At 43.7% G+C, this 23,334-nt stretch carries 22 protein-coding genes; 17 read left to right on the top strand and 5 right to left on the bottom strand.

Annotated features, from left to right (window positions below):
- The first annotated feature begins 26 nt into the window (after positions 1-26).
- The 11 genes from BW980_RS14570 (at position 27) to BW980_RS14520 (ending at position 10,954) form a co-directional block, all read left to right on the top strand.
- On the top strand, positions 27-1,457 hold the full coding sequence (locus tag BW980_RS14570; RefSeq protein WP_076455917.1) for a RagB/SusD family nutrient uptake outer membrane protein: 1,431 nt from the start codon (positions 27-29) through the stop codon (positions 1,455-1,457).
- A 30-nt stretch (positions 1,458-1,487) separates the two neighbouring features.
- A complete protein-coding gene (locus tag BW980_RS14565; RefSeq protein ID WP_083690484.1) occupies positions 1,488-2,369 on the top strand; it encodes a PKD domain-containing protein in 882 nt (293 codons plus the stop codon).
- An 8-nt stretch (positions 2,370-2,377) separates the two neighbouring features.
- Complete coding sequence (locus BW980_RS14560; RefSeq protein WP_076455916.1) at positions 2,378-3,298, top strand: polysaccharide lyase family 7 protein; 921 nt, start codon at positions 2,378-2,380, stop codon at positions 3,296-3,298.
- Between the two features lie 240 nt (positions 3,299-3,538).
- Positions 3,539-4,267 carry a FadR/GntR family transcriptional regulator gene (locus BW980_RS14555; protein WP_076455915.1) on the top strand — a complete coding sequence of 243 codons (729 nt, stop codon included), beginning with the start codon at positions 3,539-3,541 and terminating at the stop codon, positions 4,265-4,267.
- Between the two features lie 231 nt (positions 4,268-4,498).
- Positions 4,499-5,776, top strand: a complete 1,278-nt coding sequence (locus BW980_RS14550) for an MFS transporter (protein ID WP_076455914.1) — start codon at positions 4,499-4,501, stop codon at positions 5,774-5,776.
- Between the two features lie 34 nt (positions 5,777-5,810).
- Positions 5,811-6,566: an SDR family NAD(P)-dependent oxidoreductase gene (locus BW980_RS14545; RefSeq protein WP_076455913.1), complete on the top strand. Its 756-nt coding sequence runs from the start codon at positions 5,811-5,813 to the stop codon at positions 6,564-6,566.
- 54 nt (positions 6,567-6,620) lie between these two features.
- The gene (locus BW980_RS14540; protein ID WP_013993960.1) at positions 6,621-7,661 is read left to right on the top strand and encodes a sugar kinase; all 1,041 of its coding nucleotides are present in this window, start codon (positions 6,621-6,623) and stop codon (positions 7,659-7,661) included.
- A gap of 18 nt (positions 7,662-7,679) precedes the next feature.
- A complete protein-coding gene (locus BW980_RS14535; protein ID WP_076455912.1) occupies positions 7,680-8,906 on the top strand; it encodes a 6-phosphofructokinase in 1,227 nt (408 codons plus the stop codon).
- A gap of 56 nt (positions 8,907-8,962) precedes the next feature.
- Positions 8,963-10,231: an Nramp family divalent metal transporter gene (locus BW980_RS14530; RefSeq protein ID WP_076455911.1), complete on the top strand. Its 1,269-nt coding sequence runs from the start codon at positions 8,963-8,965 to the stop codon at positions 10,229-10,231.
- 159 nt (positions 10,232-10,390) lie between these two features.
- Positions 10,391-10,552 (top strand): DUF1328 family protein, encoded by a 162-nt coding sequence (locus BW980_RS14525; protein ID WP_013993957.1) that lies wholly within the window; start codon positions 10,391-10,393, stop codon positions 10,550-10,552.
- Between the two features lie 81 nt (positions 10,553-10,633).
- Positions 10,634-10,954 (top strand): hypothetical protein, encoded by a 321-nt coding sequence (locus BW980_RS14520; protein ID WP_076455910.1) that lies wholly within the window; start codon positions 10,634-10,636, stop codon positions 10,952-10,954.
- Between the two features lie 57 nt (positions 10,955-11,011).
- Here the strand turns inward: BW980_RS14520 and BW980_RS14515 are convergent, their stop codons facing one another.
- The 3 genes from BW980_RS14515 to BW980_RS14505 form a co-directional block, all read right to left on the bottom strand.
- Positions 11,012-11,197, bottom strand: coding sequence for a CsbD family protein (locus tag BW980_RS14515; protein WP_076455909.1), 186 nt, complete (start codon positions 11,195-11,197; stop codon positions 11,012-11,014).
- A 103-nt stretch (positions 11,198-11,300) separates the two neighbouring features.
- Positions 11,301-11,711, bottom strand: coding sequence for an arsenate reductase family protein (locus BW980_RS14510; RefSeq protein WP_076455908.1), 411 nt, complete (start codon positions 11,709-11,711; stop codon positions 11,301-11,303).
- Between the two features lie 69 nt (positions 11,712-11,780).
- The gene (locus BW980_RS14505; protein WP_139327685.1) at positions 11,781-13,361 is read right to left on the bottom strand and encodes an AsmA family protein; all 1,581 of its coding nucleotides are present in this window, start codon (positions 13,359-13,361) and stop codon (positions 11,781-11,783) included.
- A 217-nt stretch (positions 13,362-13,578) separates the two neighbouring features.
- On the opposite strand from BW980_RS14505, the gene BW980_RS14500 reads away from it, so the two are divergent.
- On the top strand, positions 13,579-14,157 hold the full coding sequence (locus BW980_RS14500) for a M48 family metalloprotease (RefSeq protein ID WP_076455906.1): 579 nt from the start codon (positions 13,579-13,581) through the stop codon (positions 14,155-14,157).
- 20 nt (positions 14,158-14,177) lie between these two features.
- Here the strand turns inward: BW980_RS14500 and BW980_RS14495 are convergent, their stop codons facing one another.
- Entirely contained in the window at positions 14,178-15,695 is a 1,518-nt protein-coding gene (locus BW980_RS14495) for a GH3 family acyl-acid amido synthetase (RefSeq protein ID WP_076455905.1), read from the bottom strand.
- 195 nt (positions 15,696-15,890) lie between these two features.
- Here BW980_RS14495 and BW980_RS14490 point away from each other — a divergent pair, with 195 nt between their 5' ends.
- From BW980_RS14490 to BW980_RS14470, 5 genes are all read left to right on the top strand, one after another.
- Positions 15,891-17,276 (top strand): exonuclease domain-containing protein, encoded by a 1,386-nt coding sequence (locus BW980_RS14490; protein ID WP_076455904.1) that lies wholly within the window; start codon positions 15,891-15,893, stop codon positions 17,274-17,276.
- A 318-nt stretch (positions 17,277-17,594) separates the two neighbouring features.
- On the top strand, positions 17,595-17,732 hold the full coding sequence (locus BW980_RS22610; RefSeq protein ID WP_175609897.1) for a hypothetical protein: 138 nt from the start codon (positions 17,595-17,597) through the stop codon (positions 17,730-17,732).
- 621 nt (positions 17,733-18,353) lie between these two features.
- Positions 18,354-18,893, top strand: coding sequence for an ASCH domain-containing protein (locus tag BW980_RS14480; protein ID WP_076455902.1), 540 nt, complete (start codon positions 18,354-18,356; stop codon positions 18,891-18,893).
- Positions 18,894-19,333: 440 nt separating this feature from the next.
- Positions 19,334-20,866 (top strand): beta-porphyranase PorA, encoded by a 1,533-nt coding sequence (gene porA / locus BW980_RS14475; protein WP_076455901.1) that lies wholly within the window; start codon positions 19,334-19,336, stop codon positions 20,864-20,866.
- 409 nt (positions 20,867-21,275) lie between these two features.
- Complete coding sequence (locus tag BW980_RS14470; RefSeq protein ID WP_217694808.1) at positions 21,276-21,725, top strand: DUF7079 family protein; 450 nt, start codon at positions 21,276-21,278, stop codon at positions 21,723-21,725.
- A gap of 79 nt (positions 21,726-21,804) precedes the next feature.
- Here the strand turns inward: BW980_RS14470 and BW980_RS14465 are convergent, their stop codons facing one another.
- On the bottom strand, positions 21,805-23,214 hold the full coding sequence (locus tag BW980_RS14465; RefSeq protein WP_076455900.1) for an MBL fold metallo-hydrolase: 1,410 nt from the start codon (positions 23,212-23,214) through the stop codon (positions 21,805-21,807).
- Positions 23,215-23,334 lie beyond the last annotated feature (120 nt).

Here is a 23,334-nt window from a genome sequence, read left to right as displayed (position 1 = left end):
AGTATAAACAAAATTCACGATATATTATGAAACAATTCAAACTAATAACGATGCTTCTGGTGGTAGTCGTATCCTTTACGGCCTGCGAAAAGGACTTCTTGTCTCCCGCACCAACATCAGGGGTATCTTCGGAAACCTACTTCTCTACGGAAGAAGAACTAGAAACCGCTTTGATCAACATGTATGACGGTATTCAAGGAGTAAATTCGACGGATCCCGATGACAGACATGGCATTCAATACGAATTCTACATCACCGAAATGCGGAGCGACAATACCCGTACCAAAAGTAGCGAGGGTGAAGCAGCGCAGTTCGAAAGTTATAACATAACACCGAACAACGGTATTATTGCCAATTATTACGAGAGCTATTACAACATCATCTATAGGGCCAATGTAGTATTGGACAATCTTGATGTAATAGAAAACGCAGCGACTAAAGCATCATATGAAGCCGAAGCTAAATTCGTTAGAGCCTATGCCTATTTCAATTTAGTGCGCCTCTATGGCGATGTTCCTTTGATAGATAGAGTAGTCGGACCTTTGGAAACCGATGTTCAATTTGCCCGTGTTGCCGCATCGTCTATATATGACTTTATCAAGAGCGACTTGTCTACTGCAGTTAACGGGCTAGACAACACCTACCGCACTAGAGCGTCCAAAGCTGCTGCACAGACCCTATTGGCAAAAGTATACTTGACCTTGGGAGAAAACTATTCAGAAGCCCAAACCCTATTGGAAAGTGTTATGGCTTCAGGCTATTCCCTAGAGCCCGACTTTGGAGATGTATTTTACAACGAAGAAAACAATGAAGTTATCTTCTCGATAGGCTACCTTCCAAACCTAAGTTCAGACAGTCAAAACTTTTCGGCCGAATGGTTGAACGGTGTAGGTAGAACTTCAGGGGTTAACTATGTAACCAGTGAGGCCGTTGCCGTATTAGATGAATTTGGGGGTGACAGGACCGCAGTCTCATATAGGCCGGACCCTTCACAGGTAGGTCAGTATCAGGTAACCAAATACCTTCCGAACGGCGAAGATGGCGGTTCGAATGGAAAAAGCTTTGATAGCGACCCGACACTTGCGGGCAACGATTGGATCGTAATCCGATACGCCGATGTACTTCTTCTCCATGTAGAAGCCATTATGGCCGGTGGTGCCAGTACTACCGCTTCAAAAGCTTTGGCCTCGTTTCAGGCTGTACGCAACAGAGCGGGGCTTACCGACGCGGTTACCGAAGTTACAAAAGAAGATTTGTTGTTGGAAAGAAGGGTCGAATTAGCCTTCGAGAATCATCGCTTCTTCGATTTGCTTCGATTTGGTCAAGCGGAATCGGTTTTTTCCGCCTTCTCCTCAGCTAATAACCTTGGGTATTCTTCAACCGACTTGTTACTGCCTATTCCGCAAAACGAGATTAACCTGAGCAACGGATCAATGAGTCAAAATCCGGGATACTAATCACTTGGTTTACCATAAAAACTGTAAAAAATGAAACATATTTTAAATATCGAAATATTGAAAAACAAGTACTACGGATTTCTATCGCTCGTCGTAATTCTATCCGGTATTGCTTGTGAAGACACCTTCGAGTACGAACTGCCCGAAGCAAATTCAAAGGCTGACCTGACCCCTCCATCGGCAAGTTTTTCAATCTCGCCGACCGATGACTTCCTGACGTTTACCTTTGGTAACAACTCCAATAGTGCCACCGATTATGTATGGGATTTTGGTGACGGTAATACATCTACCGATGTAGATGGCACCAATACCTACCCAGATGAAGGAACCTACACGGTTACCTTGACCGCAACCGATAAGTTAGGTGTGTCAAGTACGGTTTCACAAACCATCGAAGTTATTGAGCCCGAGGTACCATTGGCCATCACACCAAAAATTGGCGGAGCCGCTTTTGATGACGGTGTTGATGACAGTTGTCTTGACAGTAGGGATTGTTGGAGAATTGAAGGGGCGACCATTCACCAAACCACCAGTGACGGGGAGGCTGATACAAGAGGTGCCAAATACCCCTCTGGAAGCGATAATAACCGTGTCACCTATCAAGCCGTTAAAGTTTCACCGAACACCAAATATGTCTTGACCGCCAGATATGCATTGCAAGCCGACGGAGACAGTGTTCGGGCAAGTGTTATCGATGGACAACTGGGTAATTTCAGTGAGTTTGCCGACGCTACCTTATTGGCTCAAGAATCAGGAACCGTAAATGAAGGCAAAGGCAACTTTAACACGCTTACGGTAGCCTTCGAAACAGGTGCCAATGGTGAGATAAGCATTTTGTTCGACCACGACGGTAACGCAAAGGATTCCTACTTGGATAATGTTGCCATTGCTCCGGTAGAAGAACAACCTTAAAGAAAAAAATGCAGTTTTTAAGCAACTTTTTTAGAGCTTGTTATTTGAGTTTAGTTTTGGTTTCTGCCGGAAACTGCCAAGACAGTAATGACTTGGCAGTTGCGGCAAATCAAGATGGGCCCTATGCGAATATAGACACCCCGGAAACCGAGAGTGTCGATATCAAGAAATATAAGTTACCCAAAATAGACCTGAGTCATTGGAAGCTTACCCTTCCTGTTGGAAAACCAACAGAAGTTGAGCCTCCCGAAATTCTGGACTATGCTACGAATGAAGTCGTACGTCCCTATTTCTATAATGATTCCACCGATGGTTCAGTGGTATTTTATGCTTTTCCGAATTCAACTACGGCCAACACCAAGTATTCAAGAAGCGAGCTACGCGAGCAAATGGTACCTGGTGACAACAATGTAAATTGGACATTTGAACAAGGAGGAAGGATGAAGGGAACTTTGGCGGTAGATGAAATCACCAAAGACACCAGTGGCAAGTACCATCGAACCATTATCATGCAAATCCATGGCCGATTGACCAACGAGCAAAAAGAGCGCATTGGGGCAAAAGACAACAATGCCCCGCCCATTCTAAAAATATATTGGGACAAAGGCTATGTGCGGGTAAAGACCAAGGTACTGAAGAACAAAAGCGCTTCAGATCAAGAAATTTTACACGAAGAAGCCTGGGGCGACGATGAGGGATATACCTTCCCTGACTATGTTGGATTTAAAAAGTTCAAACTTGAGGTCAAGGTTTCCAAAGGGAAACTGGTAGTCATTATGAACAATACGGAATATGCGGTCTATGATGATGTCAATATCAAAAGGTGGGGAATCTTCGAAAATTACTTCAAGGCAGGAAACTACTTTCAAAGTAAGGATGAAGGGAGTTACGCCAAGGTGAAATTTTACGATTTAGAAGTTGCACACTAGTTGGTTTTTCTATAAAAACGAAATACCTACTACATAAAATAAGAATTAAAATTATGTTGTTTTGAGTTAGATTGGCAGTAATTTTGCCGACCCGCTCACCACGGGTCGGTAAAATTCAAAAATCGCTTCAACACCCCATAAAAGCTGATTTTTATTAAACAAAAAATACTTTTTTAGTAGATTATTTTTTTATAATTTTAACAAACCAATCTGGTTAACCAATTTTGAACCGCTTACGCTATGAAACTAGAAATATTGACCAAACACGAAAACAGGAATATCCAAAATGGGATCATATCCAAGATTCGTGACCTTATCAATTACAAAAACCTCGAACCTGGGGATAAACTACCTGCAGAGCGGGTTCTCTCAGAAAAGTTCGGTGTTAGTAGAAGTAACGTTCGCGAAGCCATTCAAAAATTGGAGTTCTACGGCATATTGAATTCTAAACCCCAAAGCGGGACTTTCATCGCCAATATTGGCCAAATTGCCATGAACGGTATGATCGACGATATTCTTAGCTTGGAAGAGCAAGATTTTAAATCACTGGTCGAAACCCGTATTTTACTTGAACTCAAAACCGTGAAATTAGCGGCCATCAGAAGAACCGAGGACGACTTAGAACGCCTTAAACAAGCCTTTAAGGCCTACAAAACAAAAATGATAGCCGGTGATGATTGCCTTGAAGAAGATTTACTCTTTCATTTGGCGATCGCTTCGGCAAGCAAGAACAGCACCATGAACACCCTCATGCTATTGATAACCCCCGAGATTATCGTAGCCTATGACCAAGATCGCGTTTGTGATGGCGATGTAGCCTTGGCTGAGGTAAAAAAGCATGAAGACATCTATATGGCCATTAAGGACCAAAATCCACAACTCGCCAAGGAAAAGATGAAATTGCACTTTAGCAAATTGTACGATTACATCTATGGCAAAGACCGTGAAATTAAAATTGGAAAAGGATAGAAGTGCACGATTTATCCTGATCTCAAATACTGAAGGGAAGACTAATAATACTAAAAAACAACTTATCCTATGAAGGTAGACGGCTAAGCCGCCCATACCATATCCTATTTATATAATACGTATTTAAAAGTACCTTAAATACAGGTATCCTGAATTGCTTGTTGCCTATTCCAAAAGACTAGGCCAGTTACTCGTATGCCTAAATACATTGAATAATTTAAAAGAACGAAGATGAAAGTCAAAGGTTTAAGATGGTGGGTTATCGCCCTAATTTGTTTGGCAACGGTCATTAACTATATAGACCGTACCGCTTTTGGTGTTATGTGGCCTGAAATGGGTAAAGATTTGGGTATGGACGAGTCCGACTACGCCATAATGCTCAATGTTTTTATGATCACCTATGCCGCCGGTAAGTTTTTATCGGGCAAACTCTATGATATCATCGGCACCCGTATGGGGTTTGTGGTCTCTATTGTAGTGTGGTCCGTAGCATCAATTTTCCATGCTTTCGCCAGAGGTTTGGTTTCATTAACGCTCTTCAGGGCCATGTTGGGCTTGGGAGAAGCCGGAAACTGGCCAGGAGCAGTAAAGAGCAACGGTGAATGGTTCCCCGTTAAACAGCGGGCCATTGCACAAGGTATTTTCAACGCGGGCGCTTCACTAGGAAGTGTTATCGCCCCGGTACTTATCGCCTATTTATACGGGCATTTCGGCTGGCGTACCACCTTTATCATCATCGGTACCATCGGCTTGCTTTGGGTCATTCCTTGGTTGGTTATCAACAAGGCCAAGCCTGAAAACCACCCTTGGATCACCGAAGAAGAACAAAAGATCATCCTTGCCGATCAAATTGCCTTTAGTTCGCCAGAGAAGAAGGAAAAAGGACTTTCGGTACTTAAAATATTGAGTTATAAGGAATCTTGGGGCGTACTCATGTCCCGTTTTTTCATCGAACCGATATGGTGGCTCTTTGTAGGATGGATGCCCCTCTACCTCAACTCGAAGTTCGGTTTCAGTATCGAAGAAATAGGATCTACCATCTGGATCTCGTATTTGGGCGGTATGGCAGGAAGTATTGTCGGTGGCTGGTACAGCGGTAAATTAATGGAAACCAAAACGGTAGATGCCGCGAGAAAGATTACCATAACCATCGGGGGAGCACTGATTTTCTTAGGCTTGTTGGGAATCATATTCCTCGTTACCGAAAAGAACCCGATGACCTTTATTTATATCGTGGCCGTCGTACTCTTCGGATTTCAGTTTGCCATTGGTAATATCCAAACTATTTCAAGCGACCTGTTCCGCGGACCCTCTGTGGGCACCTTGGCCGGTTTGGCCGGTACCGTGGCGGCCGTCTCGGTCATCATTATGAACTCTTTGATCCCAATGATAGCATCAGTATCGTATACTCCCGCATTTATTGTAATTGCGGTACTGGCCCCTCTAGCGATACTATCAATCTATGGATTGATAAAGCGGATACGCCCCGTAGAACTTGAGTCAGTTTAATTAAAAAAAATCATTAACAGTAACTAACATACAAATGAAAAGAAAAGTAGCAGTAATAACAGGAGCAACAGGCGGAATAGGTTTTGCCGTAGCAAAAAGATTAGGGCAAGATGGCTATACCGTTATTTTAAATGGTATAGACGATGAAGCCGGCGCAGAAAGGGTAAAGGAACTTACCTCAGAAGGTATTGACGCTGAATATTATAGTTTTGATGTTACCAATGAGGAAGCCGTCACCAAAAATATTAAGGCAATTGGTGAGAAACACGGCAAAATAGACACCCTGGTAAACAATGCCGGAGGTCTAGGAGGCCGATCAAGATTTGAGGAAATGACTACGGAGTTTTACCGATCGGTAATGGCACTGAATCTAGATTCTACCTTTTTTGCCTCACGGGCGGCTATCCCTTATCTAAAAAAAGGAGAAGGTGCCTCTATCATAAATTATACTTCAAATGCAGCTTGGACCGCTGGTGGACCCGGAGCGGGAATCTATGGAACCTCGAAAGCGGGAGTAAACACTATCACCAAAGCATTGGCTAAAGATTTGGCCGAATATGGGATTCGGGTAAATGCAATATCCCCAGGTACCATAGACACCCCATTTCACGCACAGATCAAAGCTACCAAGCCCGAAGTTTTTGCTTCATGGGCCAACAGCATTATGCTGGGCAGATTAGGTCAACCCGAAGATGTAGCCGGTGTAGTATCTTTCCTGGCAAGCAACGACGCAAAATTCATTACCGCCGAAACCATACAAATTGGTGGTGGGCAAGCTTTAGGAATCTAACCGCTTATATCTAAAACAACACTTAAGAACAGTAATAAAGTAACACGATTTAAAATGAAAAAAGTAGTAACCTTCGGAGAGATCATGCTCCGTTTAGCACCTCCAGGATTCTTACGCTTCTCACAGGCCAACAGCTTTGATGTTGTCTATGGTGGTGGCGAGTCCAATGTAGCGGTATCACTCGCCAATTATGGGGTTCCGGTAGATTTTGTTACGCGTTTGCCCAAAAACGACATCGGTGAATGCGCCTTGATGGAAATGCGAAAAAGAGGCGTCAACACCCAAAATATTATTTTTGGTGGCGACCGTCTCGGAATCTATTTTTTGGAAACCGGGGCCGTAAGCCGAGGAAGCAAGGTAGTCTACGACCGTGCCCATTCGGCCATTTCCGAAATTGAACCAGGAATGATCGACTGGAAAAAAGTCTTTGAAGGGGCCGGATGGTTCCATTGGACGGGCATTACCCCCGCCATCTCACAGAGTGCCGCCGATGTTTGTTTGGAGGCCGTAAAAGTGGCCAGCGATATGGGCATTACCATTTCCACCGACCTTAACTATAGGGCCAAGCTATGGAACTATGGCGGTGACCGCGAGGCCATAATGACGGAGCTTACCTCCTACTGCGATATTATCTTGGGCAACGAGGAAGATGCCGAAAAACATTTCGGGATCCATCCTGAAGGGCTTGATGTGCACAAACAAGGTAGCGAGGTAAAGGCCGAGGCTTTTCTATCGGTCTGCAAACAAATGATGAAAAAATTCCCGAAAGCCAAAAAAGTGATAACCACTTTAAGGGGATCCATCTCCGCATCGCACAACACATGGGCCGGTGTACTTTACGATGGTAAAAAAATGTACGAGACCCGACAGTATCAGATTACCGATATCGTAGACCGCGTAGGGGGTGGCGATTCTTTTATGGGTGGATTGATATACGGTCTTTTACAATACCCCGAAGACGACCAAAATGCCCTCGATTTTGCCGTGGCCGCATCCTGTTTAAAGCACACCATTAAAGGTGATGCCAATTTGGTTACGGTAAGCGAAGTAGAGAAATTAATGGGTGGCGACGCTTCCGGAAGGGTAGCGCGATAATTTTTTAAAATACAAAAGATGGCTTCTAAAAAGTCGATACTGATCATTTGTGGCGGAGGTCCCGCACCGGGCATCAATGCCGTTATAAGCACCGTAGCTAAAATCTTTCTCAAAGATGGCTACCGCGTACTTGGCCTTCACGAAGGTTTTAAAGGTATTTTTTCCGAAGAACCGCAAATCAAGGAATTCGATTTTGCACATGCCGATCGTATTTTTAGTCGCGGCGGGTCTACTTTGATCATGAGTAGGTTCAAACCGAGCGACGAAAAAATAAATACGAAACTTTTTTCCGATAACAATGTAAAACTGTTGGTCAGTATCGGTGGTGACGACACCGCCTCTACGGCCAACAGAATTACAGGGTACCTGTCAAAAGAGAACATATCGATATCGAACATACATGTGCCCAAAACCATAGATAACGATTTGCCCTTGCCCGACCGAAACCCAACTTTTGGATTTCATTCGGCCAAAGACGAAGGGGTACGTATCGGTAATACCACATACGAAGATGCACGTACGAGCCAAAACTGGTTCGTAATGTCTACCATGGGGCGTTCGGCCGGCCATTTGGCCTTCGGTATCGCTGCCAGTTGCCATTTTCCCATGATGGTCATACCCGAAATGTTCTACAAGACCCCTATTACTTTTGATAAGGTGGTCCGCTTGATCATATCGTCTATCGTAAAACGAAAGATAAAAAACATCAACTACGGCGTAGCCTTGGTAAGTGAGGGGGTCTTCCACATCATGCCCGACAATGAACTCGATCATTGTGGTATCAACTTCACCTATGACGACCACGGCCACCCTGAATTGGGCAACGTAAGCAAGTCACATATCTTTAATATGCTCGTTCAGGTAAAACTAAAGGAACTAGGCATCCACATAAAGAGCAGGCCCGTAGAGCTTGGCTATGAACTCCGTTGCTGCAGACCCATAGGTTTTGACCTTACGCTCTGTACGCTCTTGGGAATTGGCGTTAAAAAACTATTTGACCAAGGCCTTAGCGGCTGTATCGTTACCGCAAACTCCCGTGGGGAGGTAACGCCCCTGTTTTTGGAAGACCTACAAGGTGAAGACGGCAAAATAGCCCCCCGGCTAGTGGAGGTGGACTCTGAATTTGCAAGGCTCTGCTTTCAAAACATGCACTATATTGAAGAGAGCGACTACGAAGCGGCCAAGGCCTATCTTCCCGATCCCGAATCGTACGATTTCAACAAAATTCTATCCGGAGAAGTGTAAACTGGCGGCCACTATAGAACGATAGCCATAAACGAACCTTTAAACTATTTGAAACAATGCTTGAAGAGAAACCGGGCCTGCTAAAAAAGATTCTTGCTATAATACTCGCCTTTGGCCCTGGTATCTTTGCCATAGGATACACCATTGGTACGGGAAGCGTCACCTCTATGATCGTTGCGGGAAGCACCTATGGTATGCAGTTATTATGGGTCTTGGTCTTGAGCTGCGTTTTTTCGGGCATGCTTATGTTCGCCTATGGTAATTATGCATTGATAACGGGCGAAACCGCCCTCTATGCGTTCAAAAAACATCTAAAATGGGGCAAACCCATTGCCATACTGATTATTTTGGGGGTTTCTTTCGGCCAGTGGAACTCGCTTATGGGCATTCTCGGTATCTCGGCCAATATTATTTTTGAGATATTCCTCATCTATTTTCCGGCCTTGGCGGCCTATCAATATGAATTGGTACTCACCATTGCCGTTGTGGTCATTATCGTCATGTATTATTTTCTGCTTATCGGAAAGTACACCTTCTTTGAAAAGATACTGGTGATTTTCGTTACTATAATGGGACTCTCATTTTTAGTGTCGCTCTTTATGGTCTCTCCCCTTCCCATAGAAGTGGCCAAGGGACTTATTCCGACCGTTCCAAAGGTCGAGGGCGGAGGAATGATGGTCGCCGCTTTCGTTGGAACGACCATGGCCGCGGCCACCTTTTTATCGCGTCCCTTGTTCGTTAAAGGAAAGGGATGGACGATCAAAAACCTAAAACAACAAAAGAAAGACTCCATTATAGCGGCCACTTTGGTCTTTATCATCAGTGCTTCGGTCATGGCCGTTGCCTGTGGGGCCCTTTTTCATCAAGGACAACCCGTAACCAAGGTGCTCGACATGGTAAACACCCTTGAGCCGGTGGCGGGCAAATTTGCATTGACCCTTTTCTTTTTCGGCACACTAAGTGCCGGGCTATCTTCTATTTTTCCCTGCTTGCTCATTGCCCCTATTCTACTTGCCGATTACCAATCGGGAGAATTGGACACTACCTCAAAACAATTTAAGCTCATCACTGCCATTGCTTGTTTGTTCGCCTTGATCGTACCCGTATTCGGGGCCAACCCGATCCAGATGCAGATCGTTTCACAGGTGTTCAACGTATTTGTGCTTCCCTTAGTGATCCTTGGCATCATACTGTTGTGTAACAACAAAAAACTCATGAAGGAACACAAGGCGACCGTATGGCTTAATATTGGACTCACAGCGGCACTGTTCTTCTCCATCATTATCTCGTATAATGGGGCCGTGGCCCTCTGGAATTATTTCTAGAATAGCCTCCCTTCCTATACCCCTGTTAATTAAGGCATACGGTTATTTTTATATCTAATGCAGCTAAGCGGTATACACACCTTTTGGGACATTTGTAAAACATGGAGCAAGACCACTCTTGCCGATGACAAATGAACAGTAATCTTAAAACCAAAAACTATGTTACGTTGGACCGTTATATTTATCATACTTGCCATAATTGCAGGAATCTTTGGATTTGGTGGAATTGCCGCCGGAGCTGCTAGTATTGCCAAGATTTTATTCTTTATCTTTATAGTACTTTTCATAATCAGTTTGATTATGGGCCGCAAGAAGATATAGAACCGATCACGATATAAATTTTACTTGTAGAGGATGGTTATGCGACCATCCTCTTTTTGTTTCACCTTAATACCTAACATTATGGACAGTGAATATGCCAAGCACGAAATGGACGCCATGGACGCCTATGAAAAAAAGGGATATACCCGCCGCTTCCGATACTTGAACGGGGCATTGGTCGACCTTGAGACCGACAAGGGCTACACCCCTGAAGATATCACCATCGTCAAGGAAATCAGATATGAGGGTATGAGCGACCCCGAAGACCTCTCCATTCTCTATATTATTGAAACGAATGACGCTATTAAAGGCATCTTCCTTATGGCCTATGGACCGTCGGCAGATACAGAAACTGCCGCATTTTTCACGGCCATACCCGATAAAAACTACCATAGGGAATAAAAAAAGGCCCGGACTTAAACGTCCTGGCCTTCTTATTTAGGTTGGTACTACCTTGTGTTACCAACTGGCAATCTCCTCTTTCAATTCTTCTTTTCCCTTTCCGATTTTTTCCTGTACCCTACCCAGCATTTCATCAAATTTACCTTCTGAATAGGTGACATCGTCATCGGTCAGATTTCCATATTTCTGTTTGAGTTTTCCTTTTACTTGCTTCCACTTACCTTCTAATTGTTCTTGGTTCATTTTCTTTATTTTTAAGATTCTACTTCTTTTTAAACTCTACCTAAAGTTAAACAGGTTCCCCTTCTTAGCTTGCTGCAAAAAATTCTGTTTTTGACCTAAACGCTTATGCATAGGGTTTATCTATTCCTGCGCTATCATCGTCTAAGAACTTTACAAAATCAGATGGGTTTTTTATCGGAATAAAGCGATTGCCCTTTATAACAACGGGATATGCCAAAGTAGATGGCGATTTTTCCAATACCCGTAACCAATCATGTTCGTCGAGGTCTACCTTTTGGTCACCGTATTTTTCCTTGAAGTCAGGGTGGTCTTGGTTTACAAGACTTCCTACAGGCCGGTTCATACTATGGGCGATCTCTGCCCATTGGGTACCGGTTACCTTTGTTTTTGATATGTCTATGGCCAGAATGTCTTCATCCGCAGATTCAACGTAGGCATAGGTCTGCTTCCCGATAGAATTCCCAGAATTGTAATACAGGGTAATTTTCTTTTTGTCTTTTGATATAACTCCCATTTTTCCGTGTTTTAGTTTACAATACCCTTAAACTAGGACTTTACCGTATGCCTCCTTAGCCCAAAAGAATTATTTTTTTCTCCTTTCGTTCTTTCCGTTGCCGATAATGGTGGAAGTCAGCCCATCGCTCACATTTAACCATAGGTAATTAAAAAAGGACTTGGTAGGATCTCTTTGGGCCTCTATGCCACCATAACGATATCCGTTTTCATCGGTGTTCGACCCATCGTTTACAAAAACCTTCCCTATGGCCGTCAATAATTTATTGATGCGCAAGCGGTCTTTTTTTAAGACGGAAAACTCAAAATCTTCATATTTCATCTTCATATCCCCCGAGGAGGATATGGCGTCGCCACTCACCGTGAAATACAGTTCTTGAATGTCGCCCCGGGCCCTTACCCTTAGATTGGATTCCAAAAAAGGATTCAGCTTCTTCGGATTAAACCCCTTTACCGTTCCGGAAGCCAAAAAGGCATCTGATTTCTTCTGGGTATCAAAAGACCAATTGAGGGTAATAGGCGCTTCGTTCATTAATAAGGCCTTGGCCTCCACACTTGTTTTTAGGTTCTTGTTCGGAATGTTCTGTACATGGAGGATTTGGGCACTCACTTTGGCGAAATTAATTTTACCCGGAGCGGTTTCCCTATTGACCCGTTCACTATAGGCGATATGGCCCCCGCTTATCTCTATCTTGGGTATATCCAATTGTATGGGGAGCTCGCGAAGGGCCTCGCTATATAATTTTTTCCGTTTGGTATCATCGGGCAAGAGCTTATCCCGGTACAGTTCAAGATCGGGGTCCTCTAAGACCGCAACCCCTGTACGCACCCAATAGCTACTTTTTCGATACCCTAGAACGATACTTTCAAAACTGAGCTTGGGAATTTTTAAATCAATAAAGTCATGTTCCTTATGCAGATGCAGGGACAATTCTGTCTTGGAATATTTCGACTTTAACGTCAAATCAGAGATAACGACCGCCCCATGGTTTATTTCGACCTTACTTCCCCCTAAAGTTTCATACGGGCCCAGGTCGGCCATTAAGGAGGTCGCACTAAACCCAAGGGTGGAATAGGTAAGCGGAAGCTTGGTAACGATACGGGAGGCATCGGTAGCCACATCGCTCATTTCAATATTTACCGAATCGAGCTTTAAGGCTACACTGTCGCTTCGGTCTTTGTAGAGCGTAACACTACCATCCACTACCTTGATACTACCAATCTCCAGCGCTTCTAGGTTGCCTAAGGGATTCTTTCCCCTACTGGCCGTATCGGTTTTCTTGTTTTTTAAACCATAGGCCAGGATCGGCCTTTCAATGTATAAAGTCCTTAATGTGATTTTTCGATGGAAAAGAAACTGCCAATACCCCAGCCCGACAACCTCTAAGGCATTTATTTTGGCGGTATCGCCCCGAAGGGAATCTTGGCTTCCCAATTTTAGCCCTATCGTTTTCAATTTGGCACTACCCGTCAACACATTCACCTCAATATCGTTATAATCCAATTGGACATGGGCCGGTAATTTGTTCTTCAAAAAACCCGCTATGGCATCTTTAGCCATCCACTGGGCACCGATAATAACGAATATCAATAGGGTGAACAGCGCGAAAAGTGTCCTAAGAATAATTCTTTTTGTCCGTTTTAGATGCATGCGTTTTGTTTAATTAAGGCGAGTGGCACCAACGTAGCCTCCCCTAACCTAAAAGTGCCCCTTTACCACTTAAAATACGTGTGTTTTTAGATTTATATTTAACCGGTTAAGAAAAAAGGAGGCTAAAATATTCTAAGGTTTTATATCTTGAGGCTAACCGTCATTTAAAACCGATATTATTTCAATTTTGCATCCTTTTCAATTCTGTATATTCCTTATGGCCTTTGTTCCACTCAACGCACAGCACCTTGTGCCCGACGCAATTAAAGAAGAGGCGGGTATCGCGCTTTCCCATTACCCCGAGCTGGCCGACACCCCTATTACCTTTAAGATCGTAAAGAAAATCAAACAGTCTACCATGCGGGCCCAACCGAAATTCAACAGCCTCATCAAAGGAAGGCAAAAACGGGCCTATGTTATTCTGATCAGTGAACACATAAAAATTTCAAACCAAGTGTTTTTAACCCAAGATGTACCAAAAGATATTATGATCGGCTGGTTGGGCCATGAGCTCGGCCACGTGATGGATTATCGGGAACGAAGCACCCTAAACCTCATCTGGTTCGGACTCAAATATTATTTTTCAGGAGCTTATATCAAGGAAGCCGAACGTGCTGCAGACACTTTTGCCGTGGCCCACGGCATGCACGAATACATTCTAAAGACCAAGAGGTTCATTCTTGAAAATGCCGATATAGAAGAAAAGTACAAAGCCCGTATACGCCGCTACTACCTTTCCCCCGAAGAAATAATGGCCATCGTAAAAAAACGTGAAGCTTCAGGGCCAAGCTCATAGTATCGAATCGGATCAGTACCTTATGATCGTACAAAAGCCTCCCATTCTTCGAACTTCTCCTCGCCCATAACCCGTTCCATCTTTACTTGTCCGCCCTTTTTTTTATTCTTGCCGTTCCAGTCATGGAATACGGATGGCGGAACCGAAACGACCTTCACGCCCTTCAGCGCTTTTGAACGGGCCACTTTATAATTCTTATTGGCGTTTTTAAGGGACGCATCCAAGGCGCGGGCCAACTCTTGATCATCGGTTTTATCTTCCGTTCCTAAATACCAGCAATGGTAGAATTCCCCTTCTATCCGTTTGGCACAAAGTGTATATTCGGGAATACGGACCCCGAATTTTTCCTCCAAGCCTTGTACGCCATCATCCAACTTGTTCACGGAAAGTTGCGAACCTACGGTGTTCAAAAAGAACTTGGTCCGCCCTGTGATTTTTATTTCCGCCCTTGCTACATCGGTGAAGGCTATGGTATCTCCGATCAGGTAACGCCATGCCCCGGAAACCGTACTGATAAGGAGCACATAATCTTGCCCCGCTTCCACTTCCGAAAGTTGTAGGGCGGGTGCATCATCGCTTAACGATCCGTCCGGTTTTATATATTCGGGCTCAAAGGGTATAAACTCAAAATAGATGCCTGAGTCGGTAGAAAGCTGCATTGCATCGGTTTCAGGCCTGGCCTGGAATGCCATAAATCCCTCCGAAGCCAAATAGGTATCTATTACGGTAATGGGTTTTCCCAAGAGTGCGTTAAAACTCTTTTTATACGGGCCAAAAGCCACTCCGCCCGAAGTGTATACCTGAAGGTTGGGCCAAATCTCATGGATATGGGTCAAGCCGTGGTAATCTATGACCTTTTGCAACATTAGCTCAATCCACGACGGAATTCCACTCAATGCCCCAATATCCCAATTGGGTGCTTCTTCGGCTATTTTTTGCACGCGTTTGTCCCAATCATCGATTTCGGCTATTTCCTCGCCCGGCTTGTAATACCCGCGAAACCAAGTGGGAATATTGCTGGCACTGATGCCGCTTATCTCCCCTTCTTGATGGCCCTCCACCTTGTTCAGATCCGTTGAACTGCCCAGCATCAAGATACCGAGTTCAAAGAAATCGGGGGGCAAGTCGAAATTGCTCAAGGCAAAGACCTGTTCTAACCCGGTTTTTCGGATGGCATCAATCATAGCATCGGTTACGGGAATTCTTTTACTCGTCTTTCCCGTGGTGCCCGAACTCAAGGCAAAATAATCGGGCCGCCCCGGCCAGGTCACATCCGCTTCACCCTCATGTAGTTTTTGCCACCATTCCTTATCGATCCGGTTGTAGTCGAAATAGGGAACGGACTTGGCAAAAGCTTGGGCAGGGCGTTCCGATTCTTGAATAGCCTTAAAGTTATAATGCTTCCCGAAAGCCGTGTTTTCGGCCTTCTTTAAAAGCTCTTCAAGCATGGCGTTTTGTTCCGCTATGGGATCTTTCGTTCCCGAGAGCTTATCCCTTACCTCAATAAATCCCTTAATAAAATGTCCTATGATCGGCATGTGTATCGTTTTCGTAAAAATAGCCCTGGGCCCGTTCAGACCTGTTCTTTATACAATGTTTGATCAACTCAAAAGCCTTGTCATGGCGTTCCTCTTAGTTTCTCACCTTCCCCCTACGTGTCGATATAACGTTAAACTTTGTAATGCCAATCTTAGTTTGCTTAATTTTAGGGTATAATTCCACCACATTCGCATTTGTACAGCATCGTAGACATAGAAACCACCGGCAATGGCATAAAGGGTAATAAGATTACCGAAATATCCATTTTTAAATTTGACGGTTACGAAATTGTCGAGGAGTTTACCTCCTTGGTAAACCCACAATGTGAAATACCCTATTTCATCACGCGACTGACGGGAATCGATGGCGATATGGTCCGTGACGCACCTACACTGGACGAAATTGCGGATGACATTCTAAAAATTACGGAAAACACCATTTTTGTAGCCCATAGCGTCAACTTCGACTACAATGTAATCAAGAACGAATTAAAGCTCTTGGGCAGGGACTTTATCAGGAAAAAACTCTGTACCGTCCGTTTATCGCGGAAGCTCTTACCGGGCTACCATTCGTACAGTCTAGGAAAGCTATGCTCTTCTTTGGGCATTCCCTTGACCGACAGGCACCGTGCCCGCGGCGATGCCCATGCCACTACCCTTCTCTTTGAAAAATTATTGCGTGCCGATGGGGCCGAAGAAGTGTTCAAAAGCCACCTCAACGCCCGCTCACAAGAAGCTACCTTGCCCGCTTCATTGCCCAAGGAAGCCTTTGAAAAACTGCCCGCAGCGCCCGGCATTTATTATTTCAAGGACGGGAAGGGGAAGATCATCTATGTAGGAAAGGCCATTAACATCAAGAAGAGGGTGTTAAGCCATTTTTACGACAAGTCCACTAAAGAAATACAGCTCTGCCAGGCCACGGCCGATATCGATTTTGAACTCTCGGGAAGCGAGCTCTTGGCCCTATTGATGGAATCGAATGCCATCAAGCACCACTACCCCGAATTCAACCGTGCCCAAAAAAGAAAGATTCAACCCTACGGCATATTCAGTTATGAAGACCGCAACGGCATTATGCACTTGGCCTTCAATAAACTGAAAATGGCCCCAAACTCGGTATTGACCCTCTACGGGCCTACCGATTGCCGATTGTTCATCGAAGAAATCTGTAAGCGCTTTAGGCTCTGCCCCAAGTATTGCCATCTGCAGGAAAACGTAAAGAGCTGCTCACATTACCGCATCGCATCTTGCGACGGTATCTGCCGAGAAGAAGAAGCCACCGACCGTTACAACCAAAAAGTACATCGGGCCCTACATCACATTCGAGCGCAAAAAGAAGATTTTCTCATAAGGGAAAAAGGAAGAAACGCAAACGAGCAGGCTTTTGTATATGTAAAAAACAGTACGTATATGGGGTATGGCTTCGTCGACCGACAAGAACACATAAGTGCCGAACACGAACTGGAAACTTTTCTCGTTCAGCAGAACAACACCTTGGAAACGGAGAGTATCATCAAATCATATCTTAGTAAAAATCCCGATAAAATCGTGATTTTAAACAGCGAACATCACAAGGATTAGTGGCTGGACTTATTTGTTCAACTTTTTATACATAAGAATTACAAACAACAACCACACACTAAATATTACGATTACAACGGTAGTATATATCGATATAGCGTCCATAAGTTTGGTTTCAGGTGGTACAAAGATTGGTGGTCATAAAAGCATTACAATACTAGCAAAAGATGCACTTCGCTAGTTTGTAATCCGATTCTTATTAAAGATAACCAAAAATCAATAAAAACAACCCTTATGAATTAAGATTGCTTTAACATTTGTAAAAATGTTAAGAAAAACGCCCAAACCGTGACTTATTCGCAATAAAAAATGACTTAAATGCAGATAATCAAGGATATACAATTATTTTTTCTTGCCGCTATTCATAAAAAGTACAACGGTGACTACCAGGGCCAAGCACACTATGGCGAAAACGGCAATCATGATAATGCCATTGCCGTAATTGACGAGAGGTAAATTTTGTGAGATCATAGGTCGATTATTTATTTCCTTCAAATTTAAGATGAAGTCCAATTTTAAAATATGATAATTATCAGTATTACAATATTTTAGACTAAACAAAGTCAATACACTATAGGTATGCCCGACCATTTGCCCTGAAGAAGCCACCTACACCAACCAACTGAAAAAAGTTGACCTTGATATCGTAAAAGCTGAATATGGACTTAAAATCCATTTAATGGCCTTGCCCCTAAAAGGCCCATACGGATTCAATTGGGCGCTTCACACCCAAAACACCCTTTCCTAAATAATAAAATGCCGCTTCGTCTAGCATTTATGGTCATGTTGCCCAAAAAGTACCGAGCTTATCACAAAACCGATGAATACGAAACCAAGTACCAAAATTATTACGCTTCTAAGGTCGAAATCTAACGAGGAGAAAATTTGAGAGATCATAACTTTGATTTTTGAATTACTACTTTAAAGTTAAAATGATTCCCCCTCAAAAAATATGATAATTATCAGGAGCTCCGTTCTTTCTAGTCCCTATTGCCCCTTTTGAAGGTTACGGATATCTATATTACTTTTCGTTTAACCAACAAGACAGCCGCAAGATTCAATAAAATATAGAATACAATGAAACACCTCATCCTAATTACCTTCCTCGTATTAAGCAGCTGTAAAGGCGAAACAAAAGCGGAGCAAGAGCTTGCCATAGATCCTTCCGTTCAAGAGATGTGGGAGCGTTTTACCACATCCTATCCGGAGTTTAAGGAAGGGGAAGCACCGGAATCTTGGTTTTTTCACGATAATGCGGCAGATGCCGATCGTTTGGCCGAATTGGTCGTACAAAAGAAAAAGCAAGCGGGTTCCGGGCTCTATTCTTGGTACGAAGAAGCCAAGGCAGAATTGCCATCCATAGGCACAAAACACATCATTACCGATTTTGACGGAACCGCAAGGGCTATCATTGAAATTAAAAAGGTAGATACCATTCCCTTTAACGAAATCTCCGAAGCCTACGCCGCCCTAGATATGGGAACGACCGATGAACCTCTACAAAAATGGAAGAAGGCGCATTGGGATTTCTTTACAAGTACAATGAAAGAAAGCGAAAAGCAAGCCACGGAAGACATGCTCGTTGTTTGTGAGTATTTTGAAACCCTATGGCCGTGAGAACAAAACAACGGCGGCTTCAAATAGAAGATCCATTTTACGATTATTTCTTATGCCCATGTGAAAAGACCATTCGACCGAAATAGAAAACCGAATGAAAGACCTTAGCAACTAGCAAGCATCGATTTCAAACCGCATTAAGAAGAAGACTCCACCAGTTTTTGTTTAAGGGATTTTCAAATCTTTGTTCTACGCATAAGATTGTAGGGCAAGCATAGCCCGTTGACGGAATATCTACATTTCTTATGGCTCCGAAACCGTTGCCAATATTTACAAAATCATATTCCCGCTTTAATATCGATTCCGCTATGACTGAACGATAGCCTCCGGTACAGTGAACAAAACATATTTTTTCTTTGGAAATTTCCGCTTTTGGTCCTGCACAAAATCCAATAATCGATTTTGTACGTAAACACTTACGCAACGCTAAATCTTACAACATGAAAAAAGTATTACTATTTTTAGTTCTTCTAGTAACCGCAAACCTTTCTGCGCAATTACCATCTCCCACAAACGGAAAAAAATGGGAAAAGGTTGAACAATTGTCCGACGAATTTAACGGCAACTCCATTGACACCAGTAAATGGTATGATTACCACCCTTTTTGGAGTGGCCGCGCGCCCAGCAATTTTAAAAAAGGGAATGCTTTCGTCAGCGACGGTTATCTAAACCTCCGTTCTACATTGAGAAAAGAACCAAGCAGCGTTCAAGATCCTTTTAAGGATATTTGGGTAGATGCGGCCGCGGCGGTTTCCAAGACCATGGCCCAACCCGGGTATTATTATGAGGCACGCTTTAAGGCTTCCTCTTTGTCTATGACCTCCTCGTTTTGGTTCCGCGTCGGAAAATTTTCTGAAATCGATGTTATCGAGCATATTGGAAATCCATCGAAAGAAAACCGACAAGACGACCTTCCTTATCAATACCACGTTAACACACATTATTACGGAAAACATGCCGGATTGCAACCACTTGGAACCGAATATAAAATGCCCGGCAGGGGAAGGGATAATTTTTACACCTATGGATTCTGGTGGAAGAGTCCCAATGAACTTCTCTTTTACTTCAACGGAGAGCAGGTTATGCGTATCATTCCAAGAGTACCGTTAGACGAGGAACTAAGAATGATTTTTGATACCGAAGTATTTCCATTTGCTACGGCCGGTGTTGCCAATATCGGACTTCCTAAGCCGGAAAACCTCCGTGACAATTCTAAAAATACCATGAAAGTCGATTGGGTACGGGTGTACAAATTGGTTGACGGCACCGGCGCGGAAGACAGTTCCGACGCTCCGATCGGCAGTTACATTTCCCTCAAAAAAACGCAAGGCGACGGTAAATTTGTAACGGGCGAAAAAGATGGCAGCCAATTGATCGCAAGAGGCGCGACCGTTCAAAGCTGGGAAAAATTCAAAGTAGAAAAACACCCTAAAGGCGGGATAAGCCTTAAGGCGAATTCGAACGGCAAATATGTACAAGTTCAAGGAAGCGACAGTAACAAACCGGTAAGGGCCGCAGGTGATTTTCAGGGTGATTGGGAACAATTCGAATGGAAATCTAAAGGAAACGGACTTGTAGCCTTGAAAAGCGTGCATACGGGCAAATGGCTACAGGCTCCATGGACCCAAAACAACGCTATAGTCAGACCTAAAGGGCCCGTAGATAATGGTTGGGAAACTTTTTCTTGGAAAAAGGAGACACCACCCACCGCCAGTACGGCACTTTCCGCCCAGTTGGAGACAAAGACCCTAGATGGAATAAGAGTGTATCCCAGCCCTGCATCGGAAACCTTGACCATTGAAGGTGTGGAAGGGGAAAATGGATTACGTGTTTTTGACTCATCCGGCAATCCAGTCCTTAAAAAAGAGGGCATACTAAGCCCAAAAGAACGATTGAACGTTTCCGGTCTTATCAAAGGCAACTACCTATTGCGCACTGGATCAGGTGAGCAAACCTGGTTTCAGAAAAACTGATTTTGGAGGCAACTGTAACATAGCCTAATCTAAAATTAATGATAACTTTCCCGAGCCCACGACAAATTCAAAGCTTTGTCAAGGCTCGGGATTTTTTTTATAATTGCTACCAAAAGAACGTTTCATATAATCAGCTAAAATACTTGGGTCCAAACAAAACAACAGGCCTTAAAAGCCAATTGCCCGAAAGACCTAATAAAGTATAAATATGGTTAAATTACAGTCCTATTAGAAAATTTAACCATGGCTAGCCTATTGAAATCCCAAAGAACAAGGGAGCTGAGCCGCACTTACATTTGAGCTCTCTTAGCAAGAAAGCTCATCAAGCAAATACATGTAGTATACGCGATATGTCATGAAAAATTCAACCGATAAAAAATGAAAGTGTAGTTGAAACAACCTTTTCTATATGAAAGCCGACAAAAAGAAAGCTAAAGAATCCCTAGGTAAATCGCCCGATGGTTCATGGGCCGGAGACAAATCCCCGAACGTAGTATTGGAACAAAGACTTCCGATATGGCAGTCCATTTCAGAATTTTATCTAGATACGGAACTACAACCTCACGATTACAATTTCATCACCCGTACTTTTCTTGACTCAGGTCTATCCCTGAACGAATTAAAAGCTATTGACCGCTACGAGGTTTTACCCGTGCTAAAGGCCAACTTAATAAATACCTTAGGCGAATGGAGAGGTTTCGATGAGACCTGGTTGAATGAAGAATGCACAAAGCACTATCTAAAAAGAAACAACCGCTGGTTCAGGTGGAAGATCCAATTTTACGATTACTTCTTATTCTCGATGCGAAAAGACCATTGGACAGAAATAGAAAACCGAATGAAAGACGCTAGCAATTAGCCCACGTCGATTACAAACAGCATTAAAAAGAAAACCCCATAGTCTTTTGTCTATGGGGTTTTTAAAGTTTCGTACCTACTTATAAGGTCGTAGGGCAAACATAGTCCGTTGACGGAATACCTGCATTCTTCATGGCTCCGAAACCGCCGCCTATATCGACAAAATTATGTATCCCCCTACTCTTTAATATCGATTCCGCTATGACCGAACGATAGCCTCCGGCACAGTGAACAAAAAAAGTTTTTTCCTTAGGGAATTCCCCCATGTAGTCGTTTATAAAATCCAAGGGGGTGTTTTCCGCATTGACCGCGTGTTCCGAAAGATACTCACTCTCCTTTCTCACGTCGAAAACAGGCATTTGCTTATTTTCTATTTGTGGTTTTGCCTCTTCCGCAGAAACGGAGTTAATGGTATCGTAATCCTTCCCGGCTTTCTTCCAAGCCTCGAATCCCCCTTCAAGAATTCCGATAGTGGCATCGAAGCCAACGCGGGACAACCGGGTTATCGCCTCTTCTTCCATACCTTCCGGCGTCACCAATAAAAGCGGTTGCTCGGTATCTGCGATAAGGGCCCCTACCCACGGAGCAAAATCACCGTTAAGCCCGATAAAAATCGACCTAGGAATATGGCCTTTTACAAAATCGTCTTGATGCCTTACGTCTAACACCACGGCACCGGTTTCATTGGCCATGGCCTCAAAGGCATCTGGATCTAAAGCGGTGGTGCCGCGATCCAAAACATCGGCTATATCTTCATAGCCTTCTTTGTTCATTTTAACGTTCAGCGGAAAATATTTTGGTGGAGGAAGCAAACCGTCGGTCACTTCTTTGATGAACTCCTCTTTGGTCATATCGGCCCGCAATGCGTAGTTTACCTTTTTTTGATTGCCCAAAGTATCCACTGTCTCCTTCATCATATTTTTACCACAGGCCGAACCTGCACCATGTGCGGGATAAACGGTAATATCGTCGGATAAGGGCATAATCTTGTTGCGTAGGCTATCGAACAATAGGCCCGCAAGATCGTCTTGGGTCATATTGGCCGCCTTTTGGGCCAGGTCGGGCCTACCTACATCTCCTAGGAACAAAGTATCCCCTGAGAAAATAGCATGGTCTTTTCCCGTTTCGTCCTTCAACAAATAGGTGGTACTTTCCATAGTATGTCCAGGGGTGTGCAATACTTGTATGCTAATGTCCCCAAGCTTGAATACCTGTCCGTCACTTGCTATAATAGCGTCAAAGGAAGGGTTGGCATGGGGTCCGTATACGATGGGCGCACCGGTTTCCTTGGAAAGGGTAACGTGGCCACTGACAAAATCGGCGTGAAAATGGGTTTCAAAAATATATTTGATCTTTGCCCCGTCTTTTTCGGCTCTTTCGATATAGGGCTGAACTTCACGAAGTGGATCTATAATCGCCACTTCACCACTGCTTTCAATGTAATATGCGCCTTGTGCCAGGCATCCGGTATATATCTGTTCTATCTTCATAATTGTTTTTTTTATTTCCCGATAGGAAAATTATACGTTTCTTATGCCTTCCCGAAAAGGGAAGTCTATATGCGTCGTTCCTTACAAAAATACCTTTAATCGTTGAATGTGGACGTAACA

It is taken from the genome of Zobellia uliginosa, from assembly GCF_900156625.1.
In the GTDB taxonomy this organism is placed as follows: domain Bacteria; phylum Bacteroidota; class Bacteroidia; order Flavobacteriales; family Flavobacteriaceae; genus Zobellia; species Zobellia uliginosa.
The sequence above is the reverse complement of the archived record's forward strand: the minus strand, read 5'-3'. Positions and strand labels throughout refer to the sequence as shown.

Excerpts from the sequence above, each read along its gene's own strand:
- BW980_RS14495 (WP_076455905.1), bottom strand. The coding sequence starts at position 15,695 with ATGCCGATCATAGGACATTTTATTAAGGGATTTATTGAGGTAAGGGAT.
- BW980_RS22610 (WP_175609897.1), top strand. The coding sequence starts at position 17,595 with ATGCAGATAATCAAGGATATACAATTATTTTTTCTTGCCGCTATTCAT.
- BW980_RS14510 (WP_076455908.1), bottom strand. The coding sequence starts at position 11,711 with ATGGGAGTTATATCAAAAGACAAAAAGAAAATTACCCTGTATTACAAT.
- BW980_RS14555 (WP_076455915.1), top strand. The coding sequence starts at position 3,539 with ATGAAACTAGAAATATTGACCAAACACGAAAACAGGAATATCCAAAAT.
- BW980_RS14550 (WP_076455914.1), top strand. The coding sequence starts at position 4,499 with ATGAAAGTCAAAGGTTTAAGATGGTGGGTTATCGCCCTAATTTGTTTG.
- BW980_RS14535 (WP_076455912.1), top strand. The coding sequence starts at position 7,680 with ATGGCTTCTAAAAAGTCGATACTGATCATTTGTGGCGGAGGTCCCGCA.
- BW980_RS14470 (WP_217694808.1), top strand. The coding sequence starts at position 21,276 with ATGAAAGCCGACAAAAAGAAAGCTAAAGAATCCCTAGGTAAATCGCCC.
- BW980_RS14500 (WP_076455906.1), top strand. The coding sequence starts at position 13,579 with ATGGCCTTTGTTCCACTCAACGCACAGCACCTTGTGCCCGACGCAATT.
- BW980_RS14480 (WP_076455902.1), top strand. The coding sequence starts at position 18,354 with ATGAAACACCTCATCCTAATTACCTTCCTCGTATTAAGCAGCTGTAAA.
- BW980_RS14530 (WP_076455911.1), top strand. The coding sequence starts at position 8,963 with ATGCTTGAAGAGAAACCGGGCCTGCTAAAAAAGATTCTTGCTATAATA.
- BW980_RS14545 (WP_076455913.1), top strand. The coding sequence starts at position 5,811 with ATGAAAAGAAAAGTAGCAGTAATAACAGGAGCAACAGGCGGAATAGGT.
- BW980_RS14570 (WP_076455917.1), top strand. The coding sequence starts at position 27 with ATGAAACAATTCAAACTAATAACGATGCTTCTGGTGGTAGTCGTATCC.
- BW980_RS14525 (WP_013993957.1), top strand. The coding sequence starts at position 10,391 with ATGTTACGTTGGACCGTTATATTTATCATACTTGCCATAATTGCAGGA.
- porA (WP_076455901.1), top strand. The coding sequence starts at position 19,334 with ATGAAAAAAGTATTACTATTTTTAGTTCTTCTAGTAACCGCAAACCTT.
- BW980_RS14515 (WP_076455909.1), bottom strand. The coding sequence starts at position 11,197 with ATGAACCAAGAACAATTAGAAGGTAAGTGGAAGCAAGTAAAAGGAAAA.
- BW980_RS14565 (WP_083690484.1), top strand. The coding sequence starts at position 1,488 with ATGAAACATATTTTAAATATCGAAATATTGAAAAACAAGTACTACGGA.
- BW980_RS14540 (WP_013993960.1), top strand. The coding sequence starts at position 6,621 with ATGAAAAAAGTAGTAACCTTCGGAGAGATCATGCTCCGTTTAGCACCT.
- BW980_RS14465 (WP_076455900.1), bottom strand. The coding sequence starts at position 23,214 with ATGAAGATAGAACAGATATATACCGGATGCCTGGCACAAGGCGCATAT.
- BW980_RS14560 (WP_076455916.1), top strand. The coding sequence starts at position 2,378 with ATGCAGTTTTTAAGCAACTTTTTTAGAGCTTGTTATTTGAGTTTAGTT.
- BW980_RS14520 (WP_076455910.1), top strand. The coding sequence starts at position 10,634 with ATGGACAGTGAATATGCCAAGCACGAAATGGACGCCATGGACGCCTAT.
- BW980_RS14505 (WP_139327685.1), bottom strand. The coding sequence starts at position 13,361 with ATGCATCTAAAACGGACAAAAAGAATTATTCTTAGGACACTTTTCGCG.